The 26,017-nt window shown below is 41.2% G+C and carries 22 protein-coding genes and 4 tRNA genes; 4 read left to right on the forward strand and 22 right to left on the reverse strand.

Annotation, left to right across the window (positions count from 1 at the left end):
- Window positions 1-106: 106 nt before the first annotated feature.
- The 16 genes from rplL to G563_RS0104430 all read right to left on the reverse strand — a co-directional run bounded on the left by rplL (window position 107) and on the right by G563_RS0104430 (window position 10,919).
- Window positions 107-487 (reverse strand): 50S ribosomal protein L7/L12, encoded by a 381-nt coding sequence (gene rplL / locus G563_RS0104355; protein ID WP_028664231.1) that lies wholly within the window; start codon window positions 485-487, stop codon window positions 107-109.
- A 114-nt stretch (window positions 488-601) separates the two neighbouring features.
- On the reverse strand, window positions 602-1,135 hold the full coding sequence (rplJ, locus tag G563_RS0104360; protein WP_028664232.1) for a 50S ribosomal protein L10: 534 nt from the start codon (window positions 1,133-1,135) through the stop codon (window positions 602-604).
- Window positions 1,136-1,137: 2 nt separating this feature from the next.
- Window positions 1,138-1,836 carry a 50S ribosomal protein L1 gene (gene rplA / locus G563_RS0104365; protein ID WP_028664233.1) on the reverse strand — a complete coding sequence of 233 codons (699 nt, stop codon included), beginning with the start codon at window positions 1,834-1,836 and terminating at the stop codon, window positions 1,138-1,140.
- Between the two features lie 31 nt (window positions 1,837-1,867).
- On the reverse strand, window positions 1,868-2,311 hold the full coding sequence (rplK, locus tag G563_RS0104370) for a 50S ribosomal protein L11 (protein ID WP_028664234.1): 444 nt from the start codon (window positions 2,309-2,311) through the stop codon (window positions 1,868-1,870).
- 99 nt (window positions 2,312-2,410) lie between these two features.
- Complete coding sequence (gene nusG, locus G563_RS0104375; protein WP_028664235.1) at window positions 2,411-2,965, reverse strand: transcription termination/antitermination protein NusG; 555 nt, start codon at window positions 2,963-2,965, stop codon at window positions 2,411-2,413.
- A gap of 36 nt (window positions 2,966-3,001) precedes the next feature.
- Window positions 3,002-3,193, reverse strand: coding sequence for a preprotein translocase subunit SecE (gene secE, locus G563_RS0104380; protein WP_028664236.1), 192 nt, complete (start codon window positions 3,191-3,193; stop codon window positions 3,002-3,004).
- Between the two features lie 18 nt (window positions 3,194-3,211).
- Window positions 3,212-3,282, reverse strand: a tRNA-Trp gene (locus G563_RS0104385).
- 75 nt (window positions 3,283-3,357) lie between these two features.
- On the reverse strand, window positions 3,358-4,566 hold the full coding sequence (locus G563_RS0104390) for a TCR/Tet family MFS transporter (protein WP_028664237.1): 1,209 nt from the start codon (window positions 4,564-4,566) through the stop codon (window positions 3,358-3,360).
- A 35-nt stretch (window positions 4,567-4,601) separates the two neighbouring features.
- Entirely contained in the window at window positions 4,602-6,476 is a 1,875-nt protein-coding gene (locus tag G563_RS36720) for a sensor histidine kinase (protein WP_028664238.1), read from the reverse strand.
- A gap of 96 nt (window positions 6,477-6,572) precedes the next feature.
- A complete protein-coding gene (tuf, locus tag G563_RS0104400) occupies window positions 6,573-7,760 on the reverse strand; it encodes an elongation factor Tu (protein WP_028664239.1) in 1,188 nt (395 codons plus the stop codon).
- 67 nt (window positions 7,761-7,827) lie between these two features.
- Window positions 7,828-7,899, reverse strand: a tRNA-Thr gene (locus G563_RS0104405).
- A gap of 99 nt (window positions 7,900-7,998) precedes the next feature.
- Window positions 7,999-8,071: transfer RNA gene (locus G563_RS0104410), tRNA-Gly, on the reverse strand.
- A gap of 71 nt (window positions 8,072-8,142) precedes the next feature.
- A tRNA-Tyr gene (locus G563_RS0104415) sits at window positions 8,143-8,225 on the reverse strand.
- A 180-nt stretch (window positions 8,226-8,405) separates the two neighbouring features.
- A complete protein-coding gene (locus tag G563_RS0104420) occupies window positions 8,406-9,434 on the reverse strand; it encodes an outer membrane beta-barrel protein (RefSeq protein WP_028664240.1) in 1,029 nt (342 codons plus the stop codon).
- Between the two features lie 39 nt (window positions 9,435-9,473).
- Entirely contained in the window at window positions 9,474-10,319 is an 846-nt protein-coding gene (locus G563_RS0104425; RefSeq protein ID WP_028664241.1) for a hypothetical protein, read from the reverse strand.
- Window positions 10,320-10,325: 6 nt separating this feature from the next.
- A complete protein-coding gene (locus tag G563_RS0104430) occupies window positions 10,326-10,919 on the reverse strand; it encodes an RNA polymerase sigma factor (RefSeq protein ID WP_028664242.1) in 594 nt (197 codons plus the stop codon).
- A gap of 135 nt (window positions 10,920-11,054) precedes the next feature.
- Here G563_RS0104430 and G563_RS0104435 point away from each other — a divergent pair, with 135 nt between their 5' ends.
- Window positions 11,055-12,302: a serpin family protein gene (locus tag G563_RS0104435; RefSeq protein WP_084650758.1), complete on the forward strand. Its 1,248-nt coding sequence runs from the start codon at window positions 11,055-11,057 to the stop codon at window positions 12,300-12,302.
- A gap of 57 nt (window positions 12,303-12,359) precedes the next feature.
- Here G563_RS0104435 and G563_RS0104440 read toward each other — a convergent pair whose 3' ends face one another.
- Entirely contained in the window at window positions 12,360-14,381 is a 2,022-nt protein-coding gene (locus tag G563_RS0104440; RefSeq protein WP_028664244.1) for an FAD-dependent oxidoreductase, read from the reverse strand.
- A 119-nt stretch (window positions 14,382-14,500) separates the two neighbouring features.
- On the opposite strand from G563_RS0104440, the gene G563_RS0104445 reads away from it, so the two are divergent.
- A complete protein-coding gene (locus G563_RS0104445; protein ID WP_028664245.1) occupies window positions 14,501-15,172 on the forward strand; it encodes a porin family protein in 672 nt (223 codons plus the stop codon).
- On the opposite strand, the gene G563_RS0104450 is transcribed toward G563_RS0104445, so the two are convergent.
- The 4 genes from G563_RS0104450 to hpt form a co-directional block, all read right to left on the reverse strand.
- Window positions 15,157-16,527 (reverse strand): redoxin domain-containing protein, encoded by a 1,371-nt coding sequence (locus G563_RS0104450; protein ID WP_084650759.1) that lies wholly within the window; start codon window positions 16,525-16,527, stop codon window positions 15,157-15,159. The genes G563_RS0104445 and G563_RS0104450 overlap by 16 nt on opposite strands.
- 99 nt (window positions 16,528-16,626) lie before the next feature.
- Complete coding sequence (locus G563_RS0104460) at window positions 16,627-19,011, reverse strand: M1 family metallopeptidase (protein ID WP_028664247.1); 2,385 nt, start codon at window positions 19,009-19,011, stop codon at window positions 16,627-16,629.
- Window positions 19,012-19,102: 91 nt separating this feature from the next.
- Window positions 19,103-19,711 carry a HupE/UreJ family protein gene (locus G563_RS0104465; RefSeq protein WP_028664248.1) on the reverse strand — a complete coding sequence of 203 codons (609 nt, stop codon included), beginning with the start codon at window positions 19,709-19,711 and terminating at the stop codon, window positions 19,103-19,105.
- A gap of 50 nt (window positions 19,712-19,761) precedes the next feature.
- Entirely contained in the window at window positions 19,762-20,292 is a 531-nt protein-coding gene (gene hpt, locus G563_RS0104470; protein WP_028664249.1) for a hypoxanthine phosphoribosyltransferase, read from the reverse strand.
- A 97-nt stretch (window positions 20,293-20,389) separates the two neighbouring features.
- Between hpt and G563_RS0104475 the strand changes: the two genes are divergently transcribed.
- The gene (locus G563_RS0104475; RefSeq protein ID WP_028664250.1) at window positions 20,390-21,628 is read left to right on the forward strand and encodes a hypothetical protein; all 1,239 of its coding nucleotides are present in this window, start codon (window positions 20,390-20,392) and stop codon (window positions 21,626-21,628) included.
- 224 nt (window positions 21,629-21,852) lie between these two features.
- On the opposite strand, the gene G563_RS0104480 is transcribed toward G563_RS0104475, so the two are convergent.
- A complete protein-coding gene (locus G563_RS0104480) occupies window positions 21,853-22,620 on the reverse strand; it encodes a DeoR/GlpR family DNA-binding transcription regulator (protein WP_028664251.1) in 768 nt (255 codons plus the stop codon).
- Between the two features lie 212 nt (window positions 22,621-22,832).
- Between G563_RS0104480 and G563_RS0104485 the strand changes: the two genes are divergently transcribed.
- Complete coding sequence (locus tag G563_RS0104485) at window positions 22,833-26,012, forward strand: SusC/RagA family TonB-linked outer membrane protein (RefSeq protein ID WP_028664252.1); 3,180 nt, start codon at window positions 22,833-22,835, stop codon at window positions 26,010-26,012.
- Window positions 26,013-26,017 lie beyond the last annotated feature (5 nt).

The raw sequence follows: 26,017 nt of genomic DNA on the forward strand, positions 1-26,017 counted from the left end.
GCTATACTGAAGCAGCTATTGTATCTCCTAACACTAAAATAGGAATAGACCTGATGCTATATCAGGCCTATTCCAGAAGAATAAAGCGATACTTACCGTAAGTAGATTACTTAATTTCTACTTCAGCACCAGCTTCTTCCAATTGCTTTTTCAAAGCTTCTGCTTCATCTTTAGCAACACCCTCTTTCAAAGGTTTCGGAGCGCCGTCTACCAATTCTTTAGCTTCTTTCAAGCCAAGGCCTGTCAAGTCTTTTACAAGTTTAACAACTTGCAATTTAGCAGCACCACCTGATTTCAAGATTACATCAAAAGCGGTTTTTTCTTCTACAACTGGAGCGGCATCGCCACCACCTGCTGAAGCTACCATTACAGGAGCTGCAGCTGCAGGCTCAATACCATACTCATCTTTCAAAATTGCAGCAAGTTCATTTACTTCTTTTACTGTAAGATTAACAAGCTGTTCTGCGAATGCTTTCAAATCTGCCATTTTATTGTAATGTTAAAATTTGTTACGAGTTTTTTTGATTTTGAAAATTTGGTAATTCGAAGATTTGAAAGATGTAATAAAGTGTCTGTCAAATTTTCAAATTGTGTAATTAAATTACCCTTCGCGTTCTGAAAGGGTTTTGAGGATACCAGCCAATTTGCCACCTCCGCTTTGCAATGCCGATACGACATTTTTGGCAGGAGATTGCAACAAGCCAACGATTTCCCCAATTAATTCTTGTCTTGACTTCAGGGTCAAAAGCGTATCCAATTGATTTTCGCCAATGAAGAGACTGTATTCAACCGAAGCACCTTTAAGCTTCAATTTGTCATTGCCTGATTCTTTACGAAATTCTTTGATCAATTTAGCAGCTACTTTGCCTGACTCTGGGTGAAACATAATACCAGAGAAGCCTTTCAATACGCTATCGTTGAAAGATTCATAATCGGTATCTAAAGTTTCGAGTGCCTTTGCAATCAGCGTGTTTTTAACAACGCGATATTCTACACCTTGGTTAAAACACTTGCGGCGTAGGTTGTTTGTTTCTTCTACAGTCATGCCTGCTGCATCTACAATGTAGAAGTAAGGAACCGCTTTGAACTTGTCGCTGAGTTCCTCTATGATAACGGCTTTTTCTTCGCGTGTCATAATTATATTCCTGCAATCGTGCTTTTATCAATAACAACACCTGGGCTCATTGTACTTGAGAGGTGTACACTTTTTACGTAAGTACCTTTAGCCGAAGAAGGTTTAAGCTTCATCAAGGTAGCTATGAGTTCTTGGGCATTTTGGGCAATTTTGTCAGAGCCAAAAGATACACGGCCGATACTAGCATGGATAATACCAAACTTGTCGACTTTGAAATCGATTTTACCAGCTTTTACCTCTTTTACAGCTTTGCCAACTTCCAAAGTCACAGTTCCAGATTTGGGGTTAGGCATCAAACCACGGGGACCGAGGATTTTACCCAACTTACCAATTTTTGCCATTACGGTAGGCATAGTAATGATTACGTCTACATCAGTCCATCCTTGCTCTATTTTCTGTACGTACTCATCTAGTCCTACATAATCAGCACCTGCTTCTTTAGCTTCTGCCTCTTTATCAGGTGAGCAAAGTACCAATACCCGTACTTCACGTCCTGTACCGTGTGGTAAGGCCACCACGCCACGCACCATTTGGTCTGCTTTGCGGGGGTCCACACCCAAACGAACATCAATATCTACCGAAGCGTCAAACTTAGTATAAGAGATGCTCTTTAGAATTTCTGCTGCTTTTTCGAACGAATACTCTTGTTTCGCATCGTATTTCGCTAAAGCCTCTTTTCTTTTTTTAGTCAATTTTGCCATTGTTCAAAATGTCTTTACGTCCGCTTCGTGATTAGTTTTCCCAAGGGGCTTTACCTGTAACTGTAATACCCATACTACGCGCCGTACCAGCAATCATCTTCATGGCAGCTTCCAAGGTAAAGCAGTTTAAGTCTGGCATTTTGGTTTCAGCGATAGTTTTCACTTGATCCCAATTAACCGACCCTACTTTCTTACGGTTAGGCTCTGCCGAGCCGAGCTTTACTTTTGCGGCCTCCAAAAGCATAATAGGGGCTGGTGGAGTTTTGATGACAAATTCAAATGATTTGTCTTTGTAATAGGTAATTACAACTGGCAACACCATCCCCATTTTGTCCTGCGTACGACCATTGAATTGTTTGCAGAACTCCATGATGTTCAGACCTTTCGAACCAAGAGCTGGTCCGATTGGGGGAGAAGGATTGGCTTGGCCACCTTTCACTTGCAGTTTGACGTAACCTGCTACTTCTTTCGCCATCGTTTTAAAACGTTTAAGTTGGCGTTACCGGTTCTGACGTACGGCTGACAGACAAAACGGAAGCATTTTGTCTCGTACTCCCGGCAACATTCTGATAAATCAGCTTTCTTTTTCGACTTGTGCGTAACTCAGCTCCACGGGCGTGCTTCGCCCGAATATTTTCACGACGACATTGAGCTTCTTCTTGTCATCGAATATTTCTTCTACAGTACCCATAAAACCACTGAAAGGTCCGTCAATAATTTTGACGCTTTCACCTTTCATAAAGCTTACTTTTGGTGTCTCAACTTCTTCAACCGCATCTTCAACCTTACCTAAAATACGGTTGATTTCTGATTGTCTTAAAGGAACAGGGATTTTTGAATTACCACTTGTATTTCCTAAGAAGCCTAGCACACCCGGCATAGTTGTAATTAAGTGATAAGCCTCACCTCGGGCCAAATCTGCCGAAATAATAATATAGCCTGGAAAAAAGTTCTTCTCGCGAATGCGCTTCTTCCCATTTCGCATTTCTACGATTTTCTCCGTTGGAATTAATATTTCTGGAATAGATTCTTGAAGCCCTTGTCTTGTTATTTCATTTTCGAGATAGGACTTAATCTTCTTCTCTTGTCCAGACACGGCCCGGATCACGTACCAATTCAGGTTGCTCATATCTGCTCAACTTTTGGATTACTCAGGACCAATGCCCTAGAATGACTGATAAAGAAAACTAAGTGCGTTTTCAAAAACGAAGTCTATTAGACCGACTACAGCTGCAAAAATTAGCGAGCCTACTAACACAAGTGTTGTACTTGATTGAAGGTCATTGAGTTTGGGCCAAGTAACGTTGTGTCTTACTTCGTCCCAAGAGGCTTTTACAAAGTCTACGAATGAGTTCATTTTGCGCAAAAAAAATAGCACGGGCACCAGGACTCGAACCCAGACCGACGGTTTTGGAGACCGTAGTTCTACCTTTAAACTATGCCCGTGTAAAGGTTACCTTCTAAAATCGGACTGCAAAAGTATAAAACAATTTTATTAACTGCAAGAGTTTGAGAATATTTTCATTCAGAACTTAAAATTTGTTTTATCAAGACCCAACTAATAACCGTCAAAATACCGCCCATCATAAATGGAGCACCCGAAAATACAAAGGGAGCATTAGAGGAAGTGAAATACGCAAATAAGGAAGTCATCAAAAGAGGACCCCCGATGGCCGTCAAACTCATAAGACTTGTAAGCGCTCCTCTTAGCTCTCCTTGCTCATTAGGAGGAACCTGGTTAGACATGATTGCCTGCAAAGCAGGGGTTGCAATTCCTCCAAAAGAGGCCAAAATCGTAATGACAAACATCATCCAGCTCTCTGTAGCAAAAGCATACAAAATAAAACTAATAGAATAACCTCCTAATCCCCAGTAGATGGAGGCTTTATTCCCTAATTTAGGTATAATAACGCGCGTCAGTCCCCCTTGCACAATAGCCGCCATCAACCCAATAAAAGCCAATGAATATCCTACCCATTTTTCGTCCCAGCCAAATTTTTTCATAGTAAAATAAGTCCAGGTACTTTGAGTAGCATAGCCAGCTATATAAATAAGTACAAGTGGAATAACTAAACCAAAAATAATGGGGTATTTTTTCAAATGGCGCAAGGCTCCCACCGGATTGGCTCGCTTCCAATCAAAGGGGCGTCTATTTTCTCTTGACAAAGATTCTGGCAATACAAAATAACCATAAACACAATTAAGTAAACTCAATCCTGCCGATACAAAAAAAGGAACATGGGGGCCATATTGACCTAACAACCCTCCTATCATTGGCCCTAGTATAAAGCCTAAGCCAAAGGCAGCTCCAATAAGTCCAAAATTTTGAGCTCGTTTTTCTGGAGCACTTACATCTGCGATATAGGCTCCCGCAGTAGTAAAACTAGCCCCAAAAATTCCTGCAATTATACGAGCCAAAAATAGCCATCCTATATTAGTCGAAAATGCACAAAAAAGATAGTCTAATCCAAAACCCAACAAAGAACCTAACAAGATAGGACGACGCCCATACTGATCACTTAATCCCCCTAAAATAGGCGAAAAAATAAACTGCATGATAGAATAAACAAACATGAGCCACCCTCCGTACAAAGCAGCATTTGAGATTCCTTCGCCTGTCAAATCTTGAATAAGTCGAGGAACAACCGGCAAAATAATTCCAATCCCTATGACGTCAATCAATAGAGTAATAAATATAAAAATAAGGGCAGCATTATATTTTTTGCTCATGTCAAATGGAATTTATTACTATATAAAATGAAGAGTCAACTGACGGGTACCTGAGCCGACACAAAAGTGCCTCTTGTATTTGATTCTATCTGCCATGTCCCTTTGAGCGAAGAAATCCTATCTTGAATATTTTGCATTCCTTTCCCTTGGGTAGTGTGCGGATTGATTCCTTTCCCATTATCAAATATTTCAAGATGAACATAGCCACCGCGTCTTTGAAGCTTTATTCGAGCTTCGGTGGCATTTGCATGTTTGATTACATTGTTTATTAATTCTAGACATATACTATAAAACTCAAACTCCGTTTTATGATTTAATCTTTCTTCAAGACTAATGTCTAGATAAAAGGTAGTTCTATTGTTGCGGTTTAGCTTGTCAACTAGTTTTTGTAAACTCAGCCCTAGTCCATCTTTTTCTAAATCTTCCGGCACCAAATTGTGGCTCAAAAATCTGACTCTCTGATGGGCATCTTTGGTCATTTCGACTAGTCCCTCATATACTTGTCTTTCTTGCGGTGTCAATCCTTCAGGATTAAAAGAAGAGAGTGTCCAACGCATAGCAGAGAGGGTTCCACCGAGTGAATCATGTAAGTCGGCGGCAACTCTTTTTCGCTCCAAGGTTTGCCCGCGCAATAATGCTTCAGAAATTTCTTTGTTTTGAGACTTTAGGGTAAAAATTAACTCCTCCTGAGTTTGAACTTTCTCTTCTCGCGTACGACGGTAATCATCCGCCAAAGCCCAAGTAAAAAACATCATTTCGAGCATACTGCCTATGTGCATAGCATTAGCCACAAATACATTAGGCGATAGATAGCTCAAGGTCCACAGCAATATGACCATTATACCTATAAAGTAGGCAAGTGTACCAAATAGGTAATAAATCGCCGAGTGATTTCCTCTTTTATAACTTACAATACATGCGATAGATACTAAACAAAAAAAGATGACAATGAGAGCACAAGAGTAAACGTTGGGGCTCATTAAGTCAGGTTTTATAACAATCCAAAAACTTAATACAATAGATAAAACCCCATCCAACATCAATAATCTATAAAGAAGCGGAGCTAAAGCCCTTAGGCGCAGGGCGTGTGCATAAAACAGCGCACCCAATACACAACTTAGTGCCACAGCGATTATGATACTATATCTTTTTATCCAATCGTTGTGTTCCCACAGCAGAGAGTCAATGATTCCATAGCCTCCTACTACAGCAACCATCAAGTAGCCTGTTAAGAATAGTACATATAATAGAAAATTTCGCTCTTTAGTAACCAACAAAAAAATTAGTTGTACTATAATCATACAGATTACAAATCCCAAATGCCCACTCCAAAACCAGAGTTCATCAAAATAAGATTCGTAAAAAAGATGGGTTTCTAAAATTTCAAATTGAAGTTTTTTAGCATCTGCGCTATAGAAGTGAATATATACTGTGTATACTTGACCAGGTATGAGGTCTAAAGGAAAAGCGCATTGATGAACGTTTATGTTTCGCTGATATCCGGGGAAGGTTTCCTTCAATGTCTTCCGTGTCACGACTCCCGAAGTCTCATTCAATAAATAAACTCTGAGCTCATCTACCATAGGGTAGCTATTATGCAAAACCCAACTGACGGATTGGTTTGTTTTTTTGCAAACTTTAAACTTAATCCAGAACAAACTTTCTACAAAACCAAAATTAGGGGAATGACTTGCCGAACTTTGGAAAGCCAAGGTAGTGTCTAGCAGTATATCTTTGAGCTGGAGCTGTTGGGTAGTATCTTCTAAATATTGAATGTTGTCATTTCCCCAAATATTTATCTTTTTCGTATCTTCATCAAGATAGATTACTGAGTTGGTTTGAGCCAATGCTATGAGGCTAAAACATATCCCAAAAATGACAGTGATGAATCTGACTCCGAAATTTTGCATTGTACGAGGAAAAACGCTCCAAAATAAACGGTTTATTCATAAAATAAAAAGGGCACTCCTAGGAGTGCCCTTTTTTAGTATATGAATATATACAAATTAGTCAAGAATTTCAGTAACCTGACCAGCACCAACGGTACGGCCACCTTCACGAATCGCGAAACGAAGACCTTTTTCCATTGCGATTTGGTTGATTAGATCAACTTCGATAGTCAAGTTATCACCAGGCATAACCATTTCCACACCTGCAGGCAATGTGATAATACCTGTCACGTCAGTAGTACGGAAATAGAACTGAGGACGGTAGTTGTTAAAGAATGGAGTGTGACGACCACCTTCTTCTTTTGACAAGATATAAACCTCAGCTTTAAATTTAGCGTGTGGTTTTACTGAACCTGGCTTACAAATAACCATACCACGACGGATATCTGATTTTTCAATACCACGGAGCAACAAACCAACGTTGTCACCTGCTTCACCACGGTCAAGGATTTTGCGGAACATCTCAACCCCAGTTACGGTAGATTTGAGGTTTTCAGCACCCATACCAAGGATTTCAACAGGCTCACCTGAGTTGATGATACCACGCTCGATACGACCAGTTGCTACAGTACCACGACCAGTGATAGTGAATACGTCTTCAACAGGCATCAAGAATGGCTTGTCTGTATCACGAGCAGGAGTAGGAATCCAGCTATCAACAGCGTCCATCAATTCTTCGATAGTTTTTACCCATTTAGCATCGCCGTTCAAACCACCAAGAGCCGAACCTTGAATTACTGGGATATTATCACCGTCAAATTCATAGAAAGACAACAATTCACGAATTTCCATTTCAACAAGCTCCAACAACTCTGGGTCGTCTACCATGTCTACTTTGTTCATGAAAACCACCAATTGAGGTACACCTACCTGACGAGCCAAAAGGATGTGCTCGCGAGTTTGAGGCATAGGACCATCCGTAGCAGCTACAACAAGGATAGCACCGTCCATTTGGGCAGCACCTGTTACCATGTTTTTAACGTAGTCAGCGTGACCAGGACAGTCTACGTGAGCATAGTGACGGTTAGTAGTTTGATATTCTACGTGAGCCGTGTTAATAGTAATACCGCGCTCTTTTTCTTCAGGTGCGTTATCAATTTGAGAGAAATCTTTCTTTTCTGCCAAACCTTTTTCTGCGAGTACCTTTGTGATAGCAGCAGTCAATGTCGTTTTACCGTGGTCAACGTGACCGATAGTACCTACGTTTACGTGGGGTTTTGACCGGTCGAATTGTTCTTTTGCCATTGCTTTATTAACTAAAAATTGGTTTTTTATTTATTATGGAATTACAGAGAAAAACTTGCACATCCAGAGCCGTTACGGGGATTTGAACCCCGGACCTCTTCCTTACCAAGGAAGTGCTCTACCACTGAGCTATAACGGCTTTTCAACAAAAAAGTTAATTGCTAACAGTTAATAGTTATTAGTTTTAAAAAAATGTTTTCTAAATAACCATCAACAAGTAACAATTAACTTGAAAGAGAGCGGGAGACGGGGCTCGAACCCGCCACCTGAAGCTTGGAAGGCTACCGCTCTACCAAATGAGCTACTCCCGCATTTTAGTTGTTATTTGTCAGTCAATAGTCAAACTATATGCTTACTCTAAACTGCAAACTTTTACTAAAAGTGGGGGCGGATGGATTCGAACCACCGAAGGTATAAACCAGCAGATTTACAGTCTGCCCCATTTGGCCACTCTGGTACACCCCCATTGTATTTTTCAAAAAACGCCCAAAACCTTATCTGTTCAGATTTTGGAGTCGCAAATGTACAAGCTTTTGTTTATAATTCAAATTTTTACAGAAAAAAATATTCAAGAATAATAAAAAAATTAGTGAGCCAAAAAGTAAAGAACGATTCTATTACTGTCTAACTCACTAATTTTAAGGATTATAAACGAATACCAAAGCTCAAAACACGAACCGCTGGCCCTTTGTTGGTTTGATATAATTCACCTAAATCATATTGCATAAAAAGATCCGGGAAGTGTCTAATGCCTAGCTCGGCACCTAATCCATATCTAAAATCATTGAGGTGATAGTTTGAATGACTTCTTTCAGAGCGCCCTTTTCTAGCTTCTTGCACTTTGGTGTAGCTAGAAATACGATAACCACCGTAGACGCCAAAACTGAGATAGGAGATGATACCACGGTGAATGGCAAGGGTAGGCATCAAAGATAAATTGATGTAGGCAGCCGTTAGTTTTGTTTTATATACGTCGTTAGTCAAAGCGGGAAAGGCTACCGTTTGCATGTCTTTGCGGACGGTATTATTGCCATCAAACATAAAGTTGTACCACGAGACATCTATTCCCAAGTCCAACCCCAACGACGCGTCTTTTCCTCGGCTTATGGCAGCACCTCTCACCCAACTCAAACTCACAAAGCGCGAACCCCAAGGTTGTAGGTCATAGTCCGCCGATTGATAGCCCAGAGGGTTGTTTTGCCCATAAGTGTTAAGCCCCACTAATACATCAAACCCATTACGAGGACTTCGATAACGACGTGTTACTTTACGGGTTATAGTATTATCGTCATTGTTGTTATCATTTTTGGAGCTATTCTCTTCTTTCTCTTTAGAAACGCTGGTTGAAGGTTCATTGATGGTAATCTTTACTTCGCCATCTTTCCGGCTTATTACCAACACCGTATCTTTGAGGTATTTGCGTCCGTTTTGTTCATTGATGTAGATGTAGGTCTCTTTATCACTAGAATCAAGAGCGGCACCCATATCTCTCACAATTTTGTTAAGGTCATACTGGCGTAGGCTCAAAATACCGTCTTTATCTTTAGCTTGAATAATAAGACGCGTATTGTTCCCAAACTGTACAATGAGCGAATCGCCCTGCTGTGTGTATTTTTCGGCATGTACGACAAAGGCCGAAATGGCAAAGAATAAGGTAAGCATTAACTTTTTCATGGCTGTATTTAATTGATTATGATGGTATTTTTTCATTGTTTAATTTTCATTTTTTCCAGTGGCTTTGGCTAGTACTTTGTTTGGATTAAATCCAACCTCTTCCCAATCTACTTTCTCACCATTTTTGGCATTTTTGAGCTGCTGCCATACTTTTGCCATTCGGGTAGATTTGCGAGGTTTGCTCAACAAATTGTCACCAAAATCTTCACTATCAGAATTTTGTTTTTCTACATTTGATTCAACTTGGGACGAAGCCACCAAAGACTCTTTCAGTTCTGGGAGCTGTAATACCACTGTTTTCGTCACTGGTTGATGAGTAGTAGGGCTATTTTGGGCAATTGATTGAGGTTGTTCAATTTTGATAGGAGCGATGTTGGCATTCCCGCGCTCAGGTGTTTTATTTTCATTGATCGCCACTTCTTGGGAAGATTGTAGCTCCGAAGATTCTAAGACACGAGGCTGAGATAGCTGAGAATCTTTCTGGGGAATGACCGACTTAATCTTTCTTTTTTCTACTCCTTTGTCTATTGTCTTTTTAGGAGTTTCGGCCAAAGCAGCGATAGCGTCGTTATCGGTAGCAGAGGGTATTTTGTTAGCCTCACCTTGAGGTATCGTCTGCTCTTGTGGTGGCATTGACTTCTTTGTCTCTTTATGAGCTACCGTCAATTCAGGCGATTGATTAAGACTCCATACAACCCAGCCAGCCACAAGCACTAGCGACACACCCGCAGCCGCCAGCCAAGGGCCTTGGTGCCACCATCCGCCAACGCGTCGCTGTTTGGTCTGCATACGCATTTGAAGCTTATCCCAAGCCTCAGGACGAGGTTTAATTTCGACCTCTTTTAGCTTTTCAGCAAAAAATTTGTCTGTAGGGTGCTTTTTCATGTTTTTTTATTTTTTTAGACGATTTACTACCTCTGTAGTGGCTCGACTTAGATTTTCTGCTTCTTTTACCATTTCTTGCAACAAAGCCCGTGCTCTATGCAATTGAGACTTTGATGTACTTTCAGTGATTCCGAGTTGCTCGGCGATTTCGGCATGAGAGAACCCTTCTATGGCATACAAATTAAACACGGTACGGTATCCAGTAGGAAGTTTTCCGATGATTGCCATCAAATCATCCGCTTCTAGGTTTGCATCCGCCCAATCATAGTTAGTAAGCTGCTGCGCTTCGGGAGCGTCAATATCTATCTCTATGTGGCGTTTGGTGCGTAAATACATCAGAGCTTCGTTTGTCATCAAGCGCCGCATCCATCCTTCAAAACTCCCCTCACTTTTAAATTGATCTATCTTTTCAAAAATTCTCATAAACCCCTCTATCATCACATCTTCCGCTTCCATTTTATCATTGATATACCTGACACAAACCGCCAAAAGCCTCGCCGAGTATTTTTCATACAAGTGGCGTTGGGCTTTGGTATCTCCCTTTTGCAAGGCTCTGACCAATTGGGCTTCGCTCGTGAACAGTTGTAAAATTTTTACCATAACTAGGCTGTTTCAATAGGTAGATGCAAGTGATTGGCACAAAGGTTGCATAGATTTAAAAAAATTTTTTCTAGTTCCAACCGTTATTTTACAAAGTACGTCATAGGTTAAGTTTTCACCCAAATCAAACAGCTTATGACTACTATTCCTAGAACAGCATTTATCATGAAAACCTCTTCTTTTTTCCAAAGCTTATTTGTCATTGCAGCGACTTTATTGCTGCTTTGGGCCGCAATAGGCTGTAGCTCTGGTGGCCCAGCCCCAAGTGGTGTAGAAGTAACGATTTCTGGTGACTTTGCCAGCCGAACGGATGACTTTGCCTTTGATTTTTTCAAAAAACTTAATGAGGTCGAAAAACCCGAAAAGAATGTTTTTGTATCTCCTTTGAGTTTACATATGGCATTGGGGATGCTTGTCAACGGTGCGAATGGCAAAACTGCGGAAGAAATTCAACAAACTTTAAAATTGAACGGTATATCATTGGCCGACGCCAACGCCACTTATCAAAAACTCATTGAAGGATTGCCAAAAGCAGATCCCAAAGTAACGCTAGGCTTGGCTAACTCTGTCTGGAATCGAGATTCGTTTCAGCCTGAGACTGATTTTATCAATATCCTAAAACAATCTTTCCAAGCCCAAGCTTCTTCTTTTAGCGGCTCAGATGCCACTCCCTTAAATAATTGGGCTAGTGATAAAACCAACGGCAAAATCAAAAAAGTACTCGACAAAATAGAACCACAAATGGTATTGTTTTTGATGAATGCTCTTTATTTTAAAGGAGATTGGAAAACGAGTTTTGATACCCAAAAAACGTCAGATTACCCTTTTCAGTTGGGTGGCAATCAAACCAAGAATGTCAAAATGATGCAGATGAAAGATAAAATTTCGTTTGCCAATCGTAATGGATACTTTGCCTACCAACTTCCTTACGGTAATGGTCAATATGCCATGACAGTGATGGTACCTACCGAAAATACAGATGTCAATGGCCTTATCTCAAAGCTTTCAGCCACCGAATGGTCAGACCTACAGAAAGGATTACAAGAGGTAAATAACCTACAAATCGGCCTCCCTCGGTTTACTTTAGAATACGAAGTTTATCTCAACGAAGTCCTTAAAAAAATGGGTATGCCTACCGCTTTTTCGGATGATGCTGATTTAACAAAAATCAACAAAGCTGGCAATCTCAAAGTAGGATTTGTAAAGCAAAACACTTATGTTGGCGTAGATGAAAAAGGTACAGAAGCTGCGGCTGTCACTACGATTGGGGTAGAGTTGACTTCTGTTCCACAAACTTATTATGCAGACCGTCCCTTTGTTATTGTTATAAATGAAAAAAGCTCTAATACTGTTCTTTTTATGGGAAAAATAGTAAATCCATAAATATTCAAAATAGTAATAGAGCAATGGAAGGAGGCATCTGAATGCCTCCTTTATTTTTTAGCGAGGAACAAATAGTACAGCATCAGCCACTACGATTCCGTCTGCTTTAAGATTGGTAATTTCAACAAAATTATCCGCCCCTCTCTCCAGCACAAAAGAGCCTAACTTTATCCAATCATTGATTTGATTTTGGGATATAATCTCTTCTTCTGTTACTTTACTTCCAGCCTTTATTCTGATGAGCGTTTTAGCAGCTTTGGTTTGGTCAGCTTCCGCCCCAGGATTTCCTCCACCGCCGGTGGGATTGGGATTGTAGAGATATATGTCATAGGTAGCCTTTTGCGGAATATCAGGCGTAAAACGTACACTGGCTACGTCTTTTGCTTTAGGGGTATTTATCAGTTGTGAGGCTGCATATTTACCTCCGGTAGTGATTTTCTGCCAACTTCCTTGGGTAGAGATATTTTGGGGAGTTACATCATTATCAAGCAAAATTTCCGCTTGGCTGCCATCCATGAGAGGATTGATACGCAAAGTACGCTGCAACTGAGAGATGTTTATTTCTTGCACTGCTTTTTTATTATCAATGCCCATTGTGGCGGCTACCGCCGACGCTTGAGCCAACGCCATAAAAACAGGCTCCATTCGAATAGAACCATAAGCAATATGGCTCGCTGACAAGCAAACTGGCACCAGTAAATTTTGGCATTCTGCTTTTTTGGGAACTAACGAACGGTAACTAATCGGGTAGGGGGGAAAGCCTCCTACCTGCACATCTCCTTCATTTTTTACTTCTAGTTTTGCGGTCTTTGGGTTTTTCACCAATATCCTTTGACAGTTGTGAGAGTCCATTGTATAAGCGGCAAGCCCAATACCATCTTGCACCACTTCGCGGCCTTCGCAATTGTGCTGGGTCATTACATATTCTCCAATCAACCGACGGGCTTCTCTTATGTACAACTGATGACTAAAATGGTCGTTGTCTAAATATTCGTCTTTAGGATAACCCCATTCGAGCATTTGCTGCCGAAGGTGATTAGGAACACGGGCGTCATGCCCTACAAAATATAGAAATCCCTTGGTGTAGTCTTCATGGTCTTGAATGATTTTTTTTCGAGTCTCATAGTCTGCTTCTGCATAGTTATGATTAGCGCCAATCATATCTGTCGATAAGCCCCCTTTGTTGTTAATGTCGGTTTTAGAATTAGGCATATCCGCAATATGCATTACTCCCCAATTGATGTGAGTAGGCTTTTCAATAGCGATTTGCCTCAGCAATAATTCGTACTTTGTTGAATCATAACGAGCAGGACGCGTAATTGGAATGCGATTGTTAGGGTTGTTGGTAAGACATAGTCTAAAATTATAAGCTTGAACGAGTTTGTCGCCCGTTCCATTGGGAGCCAAAGCATCGGTAGAAATCCCCCAAAGCAATCCACTTGAGGGGTCATTGGGAATCTTGTAGGGATCAATTCCGTCTGGGAATTGATGTTTGTCGAGGAGCTGTACACCGTTCCATGTTTCATTATACTGACTATTGGCTTCTCGCCCTACGATATAACTAACCCCCGCTTTGGCCATTAAATCTCCTTCGTAAGTACAATCAATATACATCTTAGCTTTTACTAGTTTTCTAGTACCTACTTTATTAGAGGATTCCACAGCGATTTCTTGAATCACGCCCTGTTTTTTGTTGACCGCCAGCAGACGATGTTCGTACCAGACCACAATTCCAGCCTCTTTTACATAACTTTTAAATAAGTTTTCGGCCACGTGAGGCTCAAAAGTCCATTGTTCGAACTTGCCATAATGCTGTCCAATCTTTCGGTAAAACGCTCTAGCGATTCCCGTAATGGCATATTTATTCCCTATGTCTGTTTGTCCTAAACCTCCAGCACTAAGTCCTCCCAAATGCTTGCTAGGTTCTATCAGAAGTACCGATTTGCCAGCTTTTTTGGCGGTGTAAGCAGCTATTACTCCCGCAGATGTTCCTCCATATACACATATATCATAGACTTGAGCCAAAGTCAACAACGGAGTAGCCAATAAAAGAGCACCACCTAAAATGTATTTTTTCATTCTATTAGTTTTTTTAATAACCGAATTATATTCTTCCAAAAATACAATAAGGCTCCATAACTCAAGCAACATCTTCCGTAGATTTGCGTTTTAGTTAATGCAAACTATAAAATTGATTTATGAAGATAAGATTTGTATGTTTTTTATGTCTTTGCGTCGTTACAGCCAATGCGCAAAGAGTAGAATGGGGACTAAAAGCGGGGTTGCAGCTTTCTCAATTTAAAGGAGAAGATTTTTTGGCCCGCCGAACGGCCTCTAGCTCCTCTAATCTCGAAACGATTCGTTCGAGTGGCAAAATGACATTTGGGTATGCAGTAGGAGGCTATGTTCGTACTTTGGAAGACGTATTTTTACAAGGAGAGTTGTTGTTATCTGTAAAAGGCGGCGAACTAGAAAGTTCAAGCAGCAGTAATCTAACCAACCTTCAATATGGTCAAATAGACATTCCTTTGTCAATTGGTTATCAAAAAAATCGTTTTGAAATCAGTGCTGGTCCCATGCTTTCATTCAAGGCATTTGATGACGGAAACCTCAAAGAATTTCTTTCTCAATATTCTAATTCTCCCCTTACTTTTTCACCTTATCGTCCTTTCACTTTAGGATACCAAGGAGGAGTAGGGTTTAAAGCCAATAAATTAAAATTGGGATTGAGGTATTTAGCCAGTATTCAGGGAGTTAGTGATATGTATATTGCCTATAATGTACCCGGTGACTCACAGTTGAGAGATAGTCGATTTTTCCAAAAATTTGGGGTTTTACAACTCACTGCGGCTTATCAATTGAGCAAATAACTCTCAAGCTGTGAAGCATTTATCCACCGAGCCACCATTTTCTTATTTTGGTCTAATACATAAATGGTAGGATAATTATACACACCAAGTTTGTAAAATTCTATCTTTTTGGACACATCTCGTACATTGATAAACATATCGGTCTGAAAATCGGCGATAAATTTCTTCCATACATTTTCGTCAGAGTCCAAACTGACAGCAAATACTTTTAGCTTTTGAGCATATTGCTTGGCTAAGGCTGTCAGTTTTGGGGTTTGCTCTCTACAATGACTACAACTTGGGTCATAAAAAAACACAACCGTATATTGGCTTTGTATGTCTTTCAATGATACTTCTTGGCCCACAGTATTTGTTAAGACCAAATCAGGAAAGGGAGTATGTAGGCTTAATCTAGCCTTTATCTCTTTTATTTCTTTGACTTTTTGAAGCGTACTTGCATCCCAAAGCTTAGGCTCGGCCTCTACATAGTTGGTGACTATGTGGTCATAAAGCATGTCTAGGGCAGGGGATGTTGCTAATTCTGATTCGTGGGCAAATTTTCCAACAATATATTTCTTCAACTCAACTGTCCCTTTAGTTTGCAGAAGAATATTATCGGCGATAGCTATAAGGTCGGAAGCGGGGAGTTGAGCTAGGCTTTTCAAAAAGCGATTTACTCTTAGGGGCACAGTAGGTGTATAAACCATTCTTTCATCAGATAAAAAAGAATTTTCAAAATAATGAACCCTACTATATGACTGTAAAAATAAGGAATCTTTAGAGGTCAGTTTTTTTACGGGCAAAACCGGCTGCTTAGGTTCCTGATAACTTTTTAGATAACGTACTACAAAAGACGAGGGTTTTTGGGCATATAGGGAATCTACATATTGCTTGACTTCTTCATTCAATTCCTGAAAACGAGTTTTCCAACGCGGATCATTGTCATCTTTAATATTGTTTTGCTGACGAAAAAGCAAGGCTTTTTGATAGCGAACTCTCACTTGACGCTGATAATCAAAAAACAAGTTATTTTCGGCAGAATTCTGAAAACGAATCGTACTAATAACATCTTTCATATCAGCTTCAAAAGAAAACCGTTGCGAATCGGCTGCTATTATATCAAGTCCTCTTCCAATACCTATTATACGGCACATCCCGGCTGGTAAAGGTTGGGAATCTTCCCACGTGACTTTTCCGTCCACTCCTACTACTGCAGTATCGATGGGCATCAATTCGCCACCAAAATGCTGCGCTAAAATAAGCCTCATAGGAGTCGCATTGTGCAGTTTCCCTTCTATCCGAAAGCCCTTTTGTGCATTGGTGCTCCCCACCAAAGTCATGATGAGCAACCCAGCAAGATATATCGCTTTAAACATACTATCTGTCTTTTTAGAAGGCACTGGCAAATCTCATGCCATAAAAAACCCCTATCAGGGCGAAACCATAATAGGGGTAAAAATCATTAAAATAATTTCTTAGTTTTTATTGGCGCCTCCTTGCTGAGCAGGACGGGCCTGTTGATTTTGCTGGGCTTCACGCATGGGATTGCTGCCACCACCTCGCTGAAAACCGCCTCCTTTAAACAACTGAAAACGCGTAGGCTGCGCTGGCTGACGTGGGAAATGATTGCTCTCTTCATCAATATCAGCGATCTCGCGATAGGGATCCAAGGTCCATTGCACTACTTTCTTCTTCGTCGTCACCACCTTCGATACCTGCTGGTCGTTCAAGCGCCATATCTCCGCTGGAAAACGAGCCACCGAATCCGTTCCGTCTTCAAACTGCATCTTCACAATCACGGGCATCGGCAGGCCGCCTTTATTTTTCACTTTCAAAGTATAAAAATTCAAGCCTGATTCTACCAATTTTCGCTCATCAGGTGAGAGACTTGCCAGATAGGCTTCGTATTTCTTCTTGTCGGCGTCGGTTACTTTGTAAGGGTCGTAGGTATTGTAAAAATCCTTCATGTCAGGATTTTTTTCTACCACCGACTCTTTGATGTAATCTTTGTCGCGTTGACGAGCCACGGTATTGCGTTTTTCGTCGGCTTGTTTTTTGGCTTCGGCTTTGTTGAGGTCAGGGTTTTGGGTATCGACCGCAAACCATTCTACTTCCACCAAGTCCTGGTCTACTGGCTCCACTCCATAAAACCAACCTTTCCAAAACCAATCCAAATCTACCCCAGAGGCATCTTCCATGGTACGGAAAAAATCGGCAGGAGTAGGGTTTTTGAAAGCCCAACGGCGGCTATATTCTTTGAAAGCGTAGTCAAACAACTCACGTCCCATTACTGTTTCGCGTAGAATATTCAACGCAGTGGCAGGCTTTGCGTAGGCATTGGGGCCATACATCATGATATTGTCGGAACTTGTCATAATAGGCACCAAGTTTTTGGTATCCTGCTTCATGTATTCCACAATATCTTGAGGCTCTCCACGACGTGCCGGAAAATCTCTATCCCATTCTTTTTCGGTGAGATATTGCACAAAAGTATTTAATCCTTCATCCATCCAGCCCCATTGACGTTCATCGGAATTGACAATCATGGGGAAGAAATTATGGCCTACTTCATGAATAATCACCCCAATCATTCCAAATTTCGTACCTTCCGAATAAGTTCCGTCAGGGTCGGGACGGCCACCATTAAACGAAATCATTGGATATTCCATCCCACCATTGACATGGCAAGAGTAGCATACAGGATACGGATAATCAATAGAAAACTTAGAGTAGCTTTTAATCGTGTGCGCAATGACCATTGTCGAATATTGACCCCAAAGAGGATTTCCTTCTTTAGAATAAAGCGACATACACATTACTTTTTTGCCAGCTTGCTCTACTTGCATCGCATCCCAGATAAATTTGCGGCTACTAGCAAAGGCAAAGTCACGGACGTTGTCAGCCTTGAAAATCCACGTTTTTTTGCCAGTAGGTTTGCCCTTTTCTGCTTTTTCGGCTTCTTCTTGGCTCACAATTAGTACTGGACGAGTAGCAGTTTTTGCTTTCTCCATACGCTTTAGCTGCTCAGGCGTAAGCACTTGTGCCATATTCTGAATCTCGCCCGTTGCTCCTACGATATGATCATTGGGAACCGTAATAGCTACTTTATAATTTCCAAAAGTCAGGGTAAACTCCCCTTGCCCTAAAAACTGCTTATGCTGCCAGCCGTTTACATCATCATATACACACATGCGCGGAAACCAGTGTGCAATGAAGTAGTTGGTGTTGCCGTCTTTTGGGAAAAACTCATACCCTGCACGTCCATAATATTCGTTGATGAAATAATTCCAATCTACCGAAAATGCATATGATTGCCCTGTTTTGATACCTACTGGTAGCTCCACTCTCATCATGGTGTTGTTGATGGTATAAGGTAGAGGCTTGCCTGTTTTAGCATCCTTGACTGAAGTAATTTTAAAATCATAGTCTTTATCGCCAGTAATGCTACTGCGTACCGAGCTTGGCGCGTTTAGGCCACGTACGGCATTGGACGACATTTGTGGCTGGATGCTATTGTGCTGCGAAAGCGCATTAATAGAACCCTTCGCAAACAAGTTTTGGTCAAGCTGCAACCATACATATTTCAGCTCATCAGGCGAATAATTATGATAAGTAATGGTTTCGCTTCCGGTGATTTTACGTTGTTCGTCATCTAGTTCTGCTTTGATGTCATAATCAGCACGTTGCTGCCAAAAGTCTTTCCCTGGGGCACCCGATGCGGTACGTGTAGTGTTGGGGGTAGGCAAGGTCGCTCCAAGTTGTTCAAAACGGTCGTTGGCGTGGTAGTTACCTGCTGGAGGCTGTGCTAGCAGACCGCCTCCTGTAAGCATGAGCCAATAAAAGATAAACTGTTTTCTCATTTGATATTTGGTTTGTTGGATTGGTGTAAAAATACTCTAATAATAAATAAAGACCTTTTAAGGCACGACATTTAGCACTTTTTTAGCGACGTCATTCTACCGACATCCCCATCATAGTGCGAAAAAGCTCATTGTTTAAGATAAGCGAAAGAGCCATACCTGCTACGATACCTGATATAAGATGATTCCAAGTGAGGCGTTTTACCCTTAAAACCTCCACAAAAAGCGAGGCAATTCCCAAGGCAATGGCAACAATTAATAACTGTCCCAATTCCAAACCAAGATTAAACGCAAACAAAGGCATTACGATACTTTCTTGTTCACCCAACAAACTCCGCAAGTAATTGGAAAAACCCATTCCGTGAATTAAGCCAAAAGATGCCGCTAGCACATACCGCAATTTGGGGGATTTTGCTTCTACTTGGTTGTTTTCGGAAAAATTAGAAAGCGCTGTGATAAAAATAGTTATAGGAATCAATAATTCTATTACATCCGAACTGTAAGTAATAAGCTTAAGCGTAGCCAAGGCAAGCGTAACCGAATGCCCTAATGTAAAGGCTGTAATCAGAATCAAAACTTTTTTCCAATCACGAAAAGCATAAACGGCACAAAGTGCAACTACAAACAAAATATGGTCATAACCATTGGGGTCGGTGATGTGTTCAAAACCAAGTTGTAAATACGCTTGAAATTCAGACATGGAGCGGGGAAGAAGTTAGGTAAAATTTTCTTAACTATTATCAAAAAGCTTTAATCAGCCAAAACATAAATACTATCGGTATTGCGACCATAGCCATCATAATCAAGGCCATAGCCTACCACAAAACGATTCTCAATTTCAAAACCTACGTACTTGACGCTAAGGGGGGTTTTGAGGGCAGCGGGTTTAAAAAGCAAAGTTGCAACTTGAATAGAATCTGGTTTGTGAATAGACAATTGAAACAATAACTTGTTCATTGTCAGCCCTGTATCAACAATATCTTCTACGATAATTACGTGTCGATTCTGGATTGGTTCTTTTAATCCCAACACTTCAGTAAGCTCACCCGTAGAAGTAGTTTTGGAATAAGAAGAAACCCTCACAAACGTAATTTCGCAAGGGATTGAAACGTTTTTCATAAGGTCTGATGCAAACATAAAAGCACCATTGAGGACTACAATGAATAAAGGGTTTTTATGTCGGTAATCTTCACTAATTTCGCGACTAAGTTGAGCTATTCGCGTTTCTATTTGGTGTTTGTCGATAAACGAAACAAATTTTTTGTCTTTGACCGTCAGCATGATTTGAAAAATATTAAAAAATCCTTAAAAAAACAGAAGGCACACAAACTGTTCTCAAGAATTGTTCGTTAGTATGACACAGCAAAGATAATACACCATGAAAAAGAACCACTTAAAATATTGGTTATTCAGCTTAATAGGGTTGTTTGTGGTTTGTGAAAGCCCTCTACAAGCGCAATTATACGCTTCTGCCGATTTTGATAGTAAATACGAAATGCTCTTGTCGAACCCAGGGGTACAAATTGAGGCTACCGAGGCAATCAACAAACTGTATAATTTTAAATTTGCCGAAGCAGATGCCGAGTTTCGTTGGTTGAAATATCGCTACCCCAATCATCCCATGCCTTATTTTTTGATGGGTTTGGCTGAATGGTGGAAAATGGTCCCCAATACCGACGACACCCGCTACGACGCAAGCTGTATCGCACTGATGGATACGTGCATTACGCTGGCCGAGAAACTTTATGATATTCGAGAAAATAAAATCGAACCTGCGTTTTTTCTAGCAGCTGCTTATGCATTCAAAGGTCGTATCCACTCTGAGCGTAAACATTGGACTCGCGCTACCGTGGCGGGCAAAAATGCCCTCAAATACATGGAGAAATGCCAAGGCAAAAGCGAACTAAGCCCAGAATTGCTTTTTGGGGATGGTTTGTTTAATTATTTTGCCGAATGGATTCCCGACAATTATCCGTTACTAAAGCCAATTTTGTGGCTTTTCCCGAAAGGAAACAAACAACTCGGTATTCAGCAACTAGAAAAAGTAGGTAATAATGCTTTCTACACACGTACGGAAGCTCGGTATTTTTTGCTTCAAATTTATGGCTACGAAAATCAGTACGCTAAATCGTACGATTTGGCCAAATACTCTTGGGAAACTTATCCAGATAATCCCTATTTTGAACGCTACTATTTGAGATCGGCATTTGTACGAGGCCAAGCCGCCGAGGCAGAAAAAATAGCCAATAGCATTTTAACTAAAATTGATAAAGGAATGCCTGGCTACGAAGCCGTAAGTGGCCGAAATGCCGCTTATGCTTTGGCGTATTATTACAACAATTACCACCGCGATATCCCTAAAGCCAAAGAGTATTATCAAAAAACGATTGATTTTGCCACTAAAACCAAATCCTTCACCTCGGGCTATTATCTATCTTCATTGATAAGTTTAGGAAAAATAGCCGAAAATGAAAAGGATTTTACAGCAGCACTGGAGTATTATAAAACAGTAGTAGATAGAGGTGAAAAAAAATCAAGCCAAGTAAAAGAAGCTAAAGAAGCAATTAGCAAACTCAATAAGACGCGAAGAGAAGAAAGACGTAAAAGGCGTGATTAAAAGAAAAATGAATGAGCTACAAACTTTGCGCCTCTCCGAAGCAGCATATGAGAAGACCGTTGTGGAAGAATAGCTTCGGAGAAGCTTCACCTTTGTAGCATAAGGTTTTTGCCTTCACACCAAGGACTTCGGAGAAGTCAAATTTTAATGGGTGTAGCTTTTGTCTACAAATTTTGAGCTTCTATGTGCCACATCTTATATTCGCCCATCTCCGTGAGGATTTATCATAAAATCATGAGCCCGTTTTGGTCATAATTGCTGAAGACAGGGTCTGAAGGGATAAGTTCAGTAATTAGAAAATCTATATCACTCAAATCACAAACACGCAACCGCTGCATACTTCCCAATTTTTCACTAATAGTCACAATAGCCGTGCGTTTTGAGGCTTTCATCATTGCTTTTTTAACCTGTACCGCTTCTAGGTCCGAATCGGTGATTCCTTCCGTCACATCAATAGCATTGGTACCCAAAATACACAAATCAGCATTGATGTCATTGACTCGACTTATGACTTCTCCTCCCACGCTTATTTGTGAGTTTTTGATAAGCTTTCCTCCCAAAAAAATTACTTCCACACTAGGATGATCACAAAGTTGTAAAGCCGTAGTTAGACTTACTGTGAAAAACGTGGCTTTCAGATCTTGGGGCAGTAATCGCACCAACTCACGAACGGTAGTTCCGCCGCCTACCATTACATACATACCTTCTTCTATCAAAGTAACTGCTTTCTGCGCAATGATTGTTTTTTCGGGCAGCGCATAAGTAGTATTGGAAGCATAGTCATAATGGTAAGATTTGGACAAGGCTCCTCCATGAACTTTTACAAGCTCCCCAAGCTCCGCCAATTCGTTCAAATCCCTTCTAATTGTATCTTCTGATACATTGAGCATCAATCCTAAATCAGCCGATAAAACCCTGTTGTGTAGGTTTATCTGCTTCATAATAAAAGCCTGTCGTTCTCTTTTTAACAAATGCGTTTGAACTTGATGCATATTTTTTTCCATTGAAGATAAACCCGCATAAAGGCGCAAATAAATCAAATAACCTAAGCGGCACAAATCTTTTTATTGGCTTAAATTCCTTTTTTTTAGAATATTTTACCAAAAAAACGAAAAACTCCGCAATTATTTGTCGGACTTTGCCGTTTTTTTATTTATTTCATGCGGTTTTATGCCGATTTCAACAATAACCTATTTCAATAACTATGAGCCAAAACAGCTACGTTCACTTTTTACCCCTACGGCTTCAGTTTTCATGGAAGCAAATCCTTGGCACTATCGTTGCGATGCTGATTACATTAAGTAGTTGGGCGCAGTCTTTTACCGTAAAAGGTAAAGTGACAGATGCCAATGGGCAGCCTATACCAGGGGCTACTATTCAGGTAGTAGGTACTACAGTAGGTACTACTGCCAACATCGAAGGAGACTACTCCTTATCACTGAGTGGAAATGCAAAACTAACTTTTAGTGCTATCGGGTTTAGTTCTGTCAGCCAAAATGTAACCTCTAGTCAATCGGTAGTGAATGCGTCTTTAAAAGAAGACCAAATGAATCTTGATGAAGTGGTAGTGACGGGTTCGACACTCCGCGCCGAAAGACGTCAACTAGGAAATGCTATCACTACTATCAAGGCCGACAATCTTGAAAAAACTGGTACTCCAAACCTCGTGAGTGCTTTACAAGGAAAAGTACCCGGTGCCCAAATTACCCAAAACTCTGGAGACCCTGCGGGTGGGATTACGGTGCGTTTGCGCGGGGTAAAATCTATACTAGGAAGCTCAGATCCGCTGTATGTAATCGATGGCGTGATTGTCAACAACGAAACCTCATCCGTATCTCAACTTGCCCTTAGCTTGGGTGGTCAAGCTCCCAATGCCGCTTTGGGTACCAATCGTTTGGCAGATATCAACCCTAACGACATCGAAAGCCTTAACGTAATCAATGGTGCCGCTGCCGCCGCCCAATATGGCTCTAGAGCTGCCAATGGCGTGGTCATTATCACTACCAAACGAGGCAAAGCAGGAACTCCTAAAATCAATTTTTCAACCAACTTCTCAGTCAATGAGCTTCGTAAAGGGGTATTTATTTCTACTCTTGGCAAGCAGTTTGGATTTAAGGATTTGAGACTACACACTATTGGGGTGATTTCGTCCGCGCAAATCGCCGCCAACCCAGGAACTACCACCGTGGGTATCGTAAGAGACGGTGCGACTTCTCAGTTAGCTTCTAATTTGGTAGATGTGACTCGTTACAATTATTTTGACGAAATTTTCCGTACTGGTTATGGAAATGACAATACCCTCTCTATCTCAGGCGGAACTGACCGTACTCAGTACTTTGTATCAGCTTCTTACATGAAAAATGAAGGGATTGTTAAAGGTGTAGATTTCCGTCGAGCTAGTCTGCGCGCTCGGGTTGACCAACGTTTGACCAATTGGGCAAAATTGTCGGCAGGCTTAAATTATTCTAATAGTTTTTCCAACGAAAAACCCAACGGTAACGTTTTCTACAGCCCTATCAACTCCGTCACTATCACTAACAACATCTACGATATTACCCAACGCGACGCAGCGGGGAATTTGCTAGCCGTAGAGCCAACGCGCGTCAATCCACTTACGACTGTTGAGGCTATGCAGTTTACCCAAGCCGTAAACCGCACTATCGCCGACGCTCAGCTCAATCTAACGCCTATCAAAGGTCTAGGCATTGACTGGATTGTGGGGGTAGATAATTACTCTCAGTTGGGTAAAAACTACATTCCTCCTTATCCTTATCAAGCCGTAGCAGGGTTACCTGCCGAACGCTATCCTGATGGATTTGCTGCGAATGCCACCAACAACGTAACGCAATTTAATAGCGACATCAACGCCACTTACGAAATTGACATTACCAACGACCTCAAACTCAATGCGGCGGCTGGCTTCAACTACCAATTTTATCAGTCAGATTTTACCCGTGCAAGTGGCTTAAACACAGCACCTTTTATCGAAACTGTAAGTGGTGCAGCTAGTACTACTGTTACGGCTGGCTACGGATTAGACCGGTATAATTTGAGTGGATTCTTTGCCCAAGCTACGGTGGGTTACAAAAACTTAGCCTTTTTGACCGCTGCGATTCGTCGCGACCGTTCTTCCAAATTCTCCCCTTCTGAAACCAACCAAACTTACCCCAAAATCAGCGGTAGCTTTGTGGTATCTGACCTAGAATTCTGGAAAAACAGCGGTTTGTCGGGCATTTGGGATGGCCTCAAACTTCGTGCTTCTTACGGACAAGCCGGAAATCTTACAGGTATTGGTAGCTATAGCCGTTTTTGGCAATTTTCGCCTGTTCCGTTCTTAGGAAAAAATACCATTGTACCGGGTAGCGCCCTTGCCAATCCACGTGTGCGCCCCGAAAGAATGGATGAAATAGAAGTCGGAGCGGACCTTTCTCTCTTGAAAAGCAGAGTAAATGTAGGTGTGTCTGTCTATAATCAGCAAATCAAAGACTTAGTTGTAAACCGCGAATTGGCACCTTCTACGGGTGGTACAAGTATCGTAAACAACGTAGGAACCATGGAAAACAAAGGCTTTGAAATCAGCTTGAATGCACTTGCCGTCAAGAAAAAAGACTTCTCGGCAGATTTCACGGTACTTTACAACCAAAACCGCAACAAAGTATTAGATATTGACCAAGGAAACCCAGGAATCGGGACACTTACCATTTCAAACTCCGCAGGTGCGCCCGTATTTTTGATTGAAGGACAACCTGCGAGTGTATTTTACGGCTTCCCTTATGCCCGCAATGCCGATGGTTCTCTTCTTCTAACTTCCCAAAACCTTCCACAACGTGAACGTGGTACCCAGAATAGCCCGATTAGTTATACCGCTCAACGCGGAGCCGACGGGCAACCTTCGGGAAGTTTTATCACCACCGTAATTGGTAATCCAAACCCTAAGTGGACAGGCTCCTTTAGTGGCAATCTTACTTATAAAAAAGTAGGATTACGGTTTTTGTTGGATGCAGTTCAGGGTGTACAAGTCTTTAATGCTGACAAACGTACCCGCAACAACGTAGGTATCGGTGATTTGGCAGAAGCCGAAATGCTCGGTACTGTACCACGTGGTTATGTATTTTCTTTGGTAAACATCGAAGAATACCGCGTAGATAATGGAGCATTTACTAAACTAAGAGAGTTGGCCTTGACATATCAATTACCCCAAGTAAAAGGTATCAGCAATTGGAGTGTCTCGCTAGTAGGTCGCAATTTGATTTCTTGGGATAAATACAACGGTTTTGACCCTGAAACAAACGCAGGTAATAACAGCGATATTTTGCGGGGAGTTGACTTTGGAAACGTACCTATCCCGCGTACTTACCAAGTGCAGCTGAACCTTTCATTTTAATTAAA

The sequence above is a fragment of the Runella zeae DSM 19591 genome (genome assembly GCF_000423565.1).
In the GTDB taxonomy this organism is placed as follows: domain Bacteria; phylum Bacteroidota; class Bacteroidia; order Cytophagales; family Spirosomataceae; genus Runella; species Runella zeae.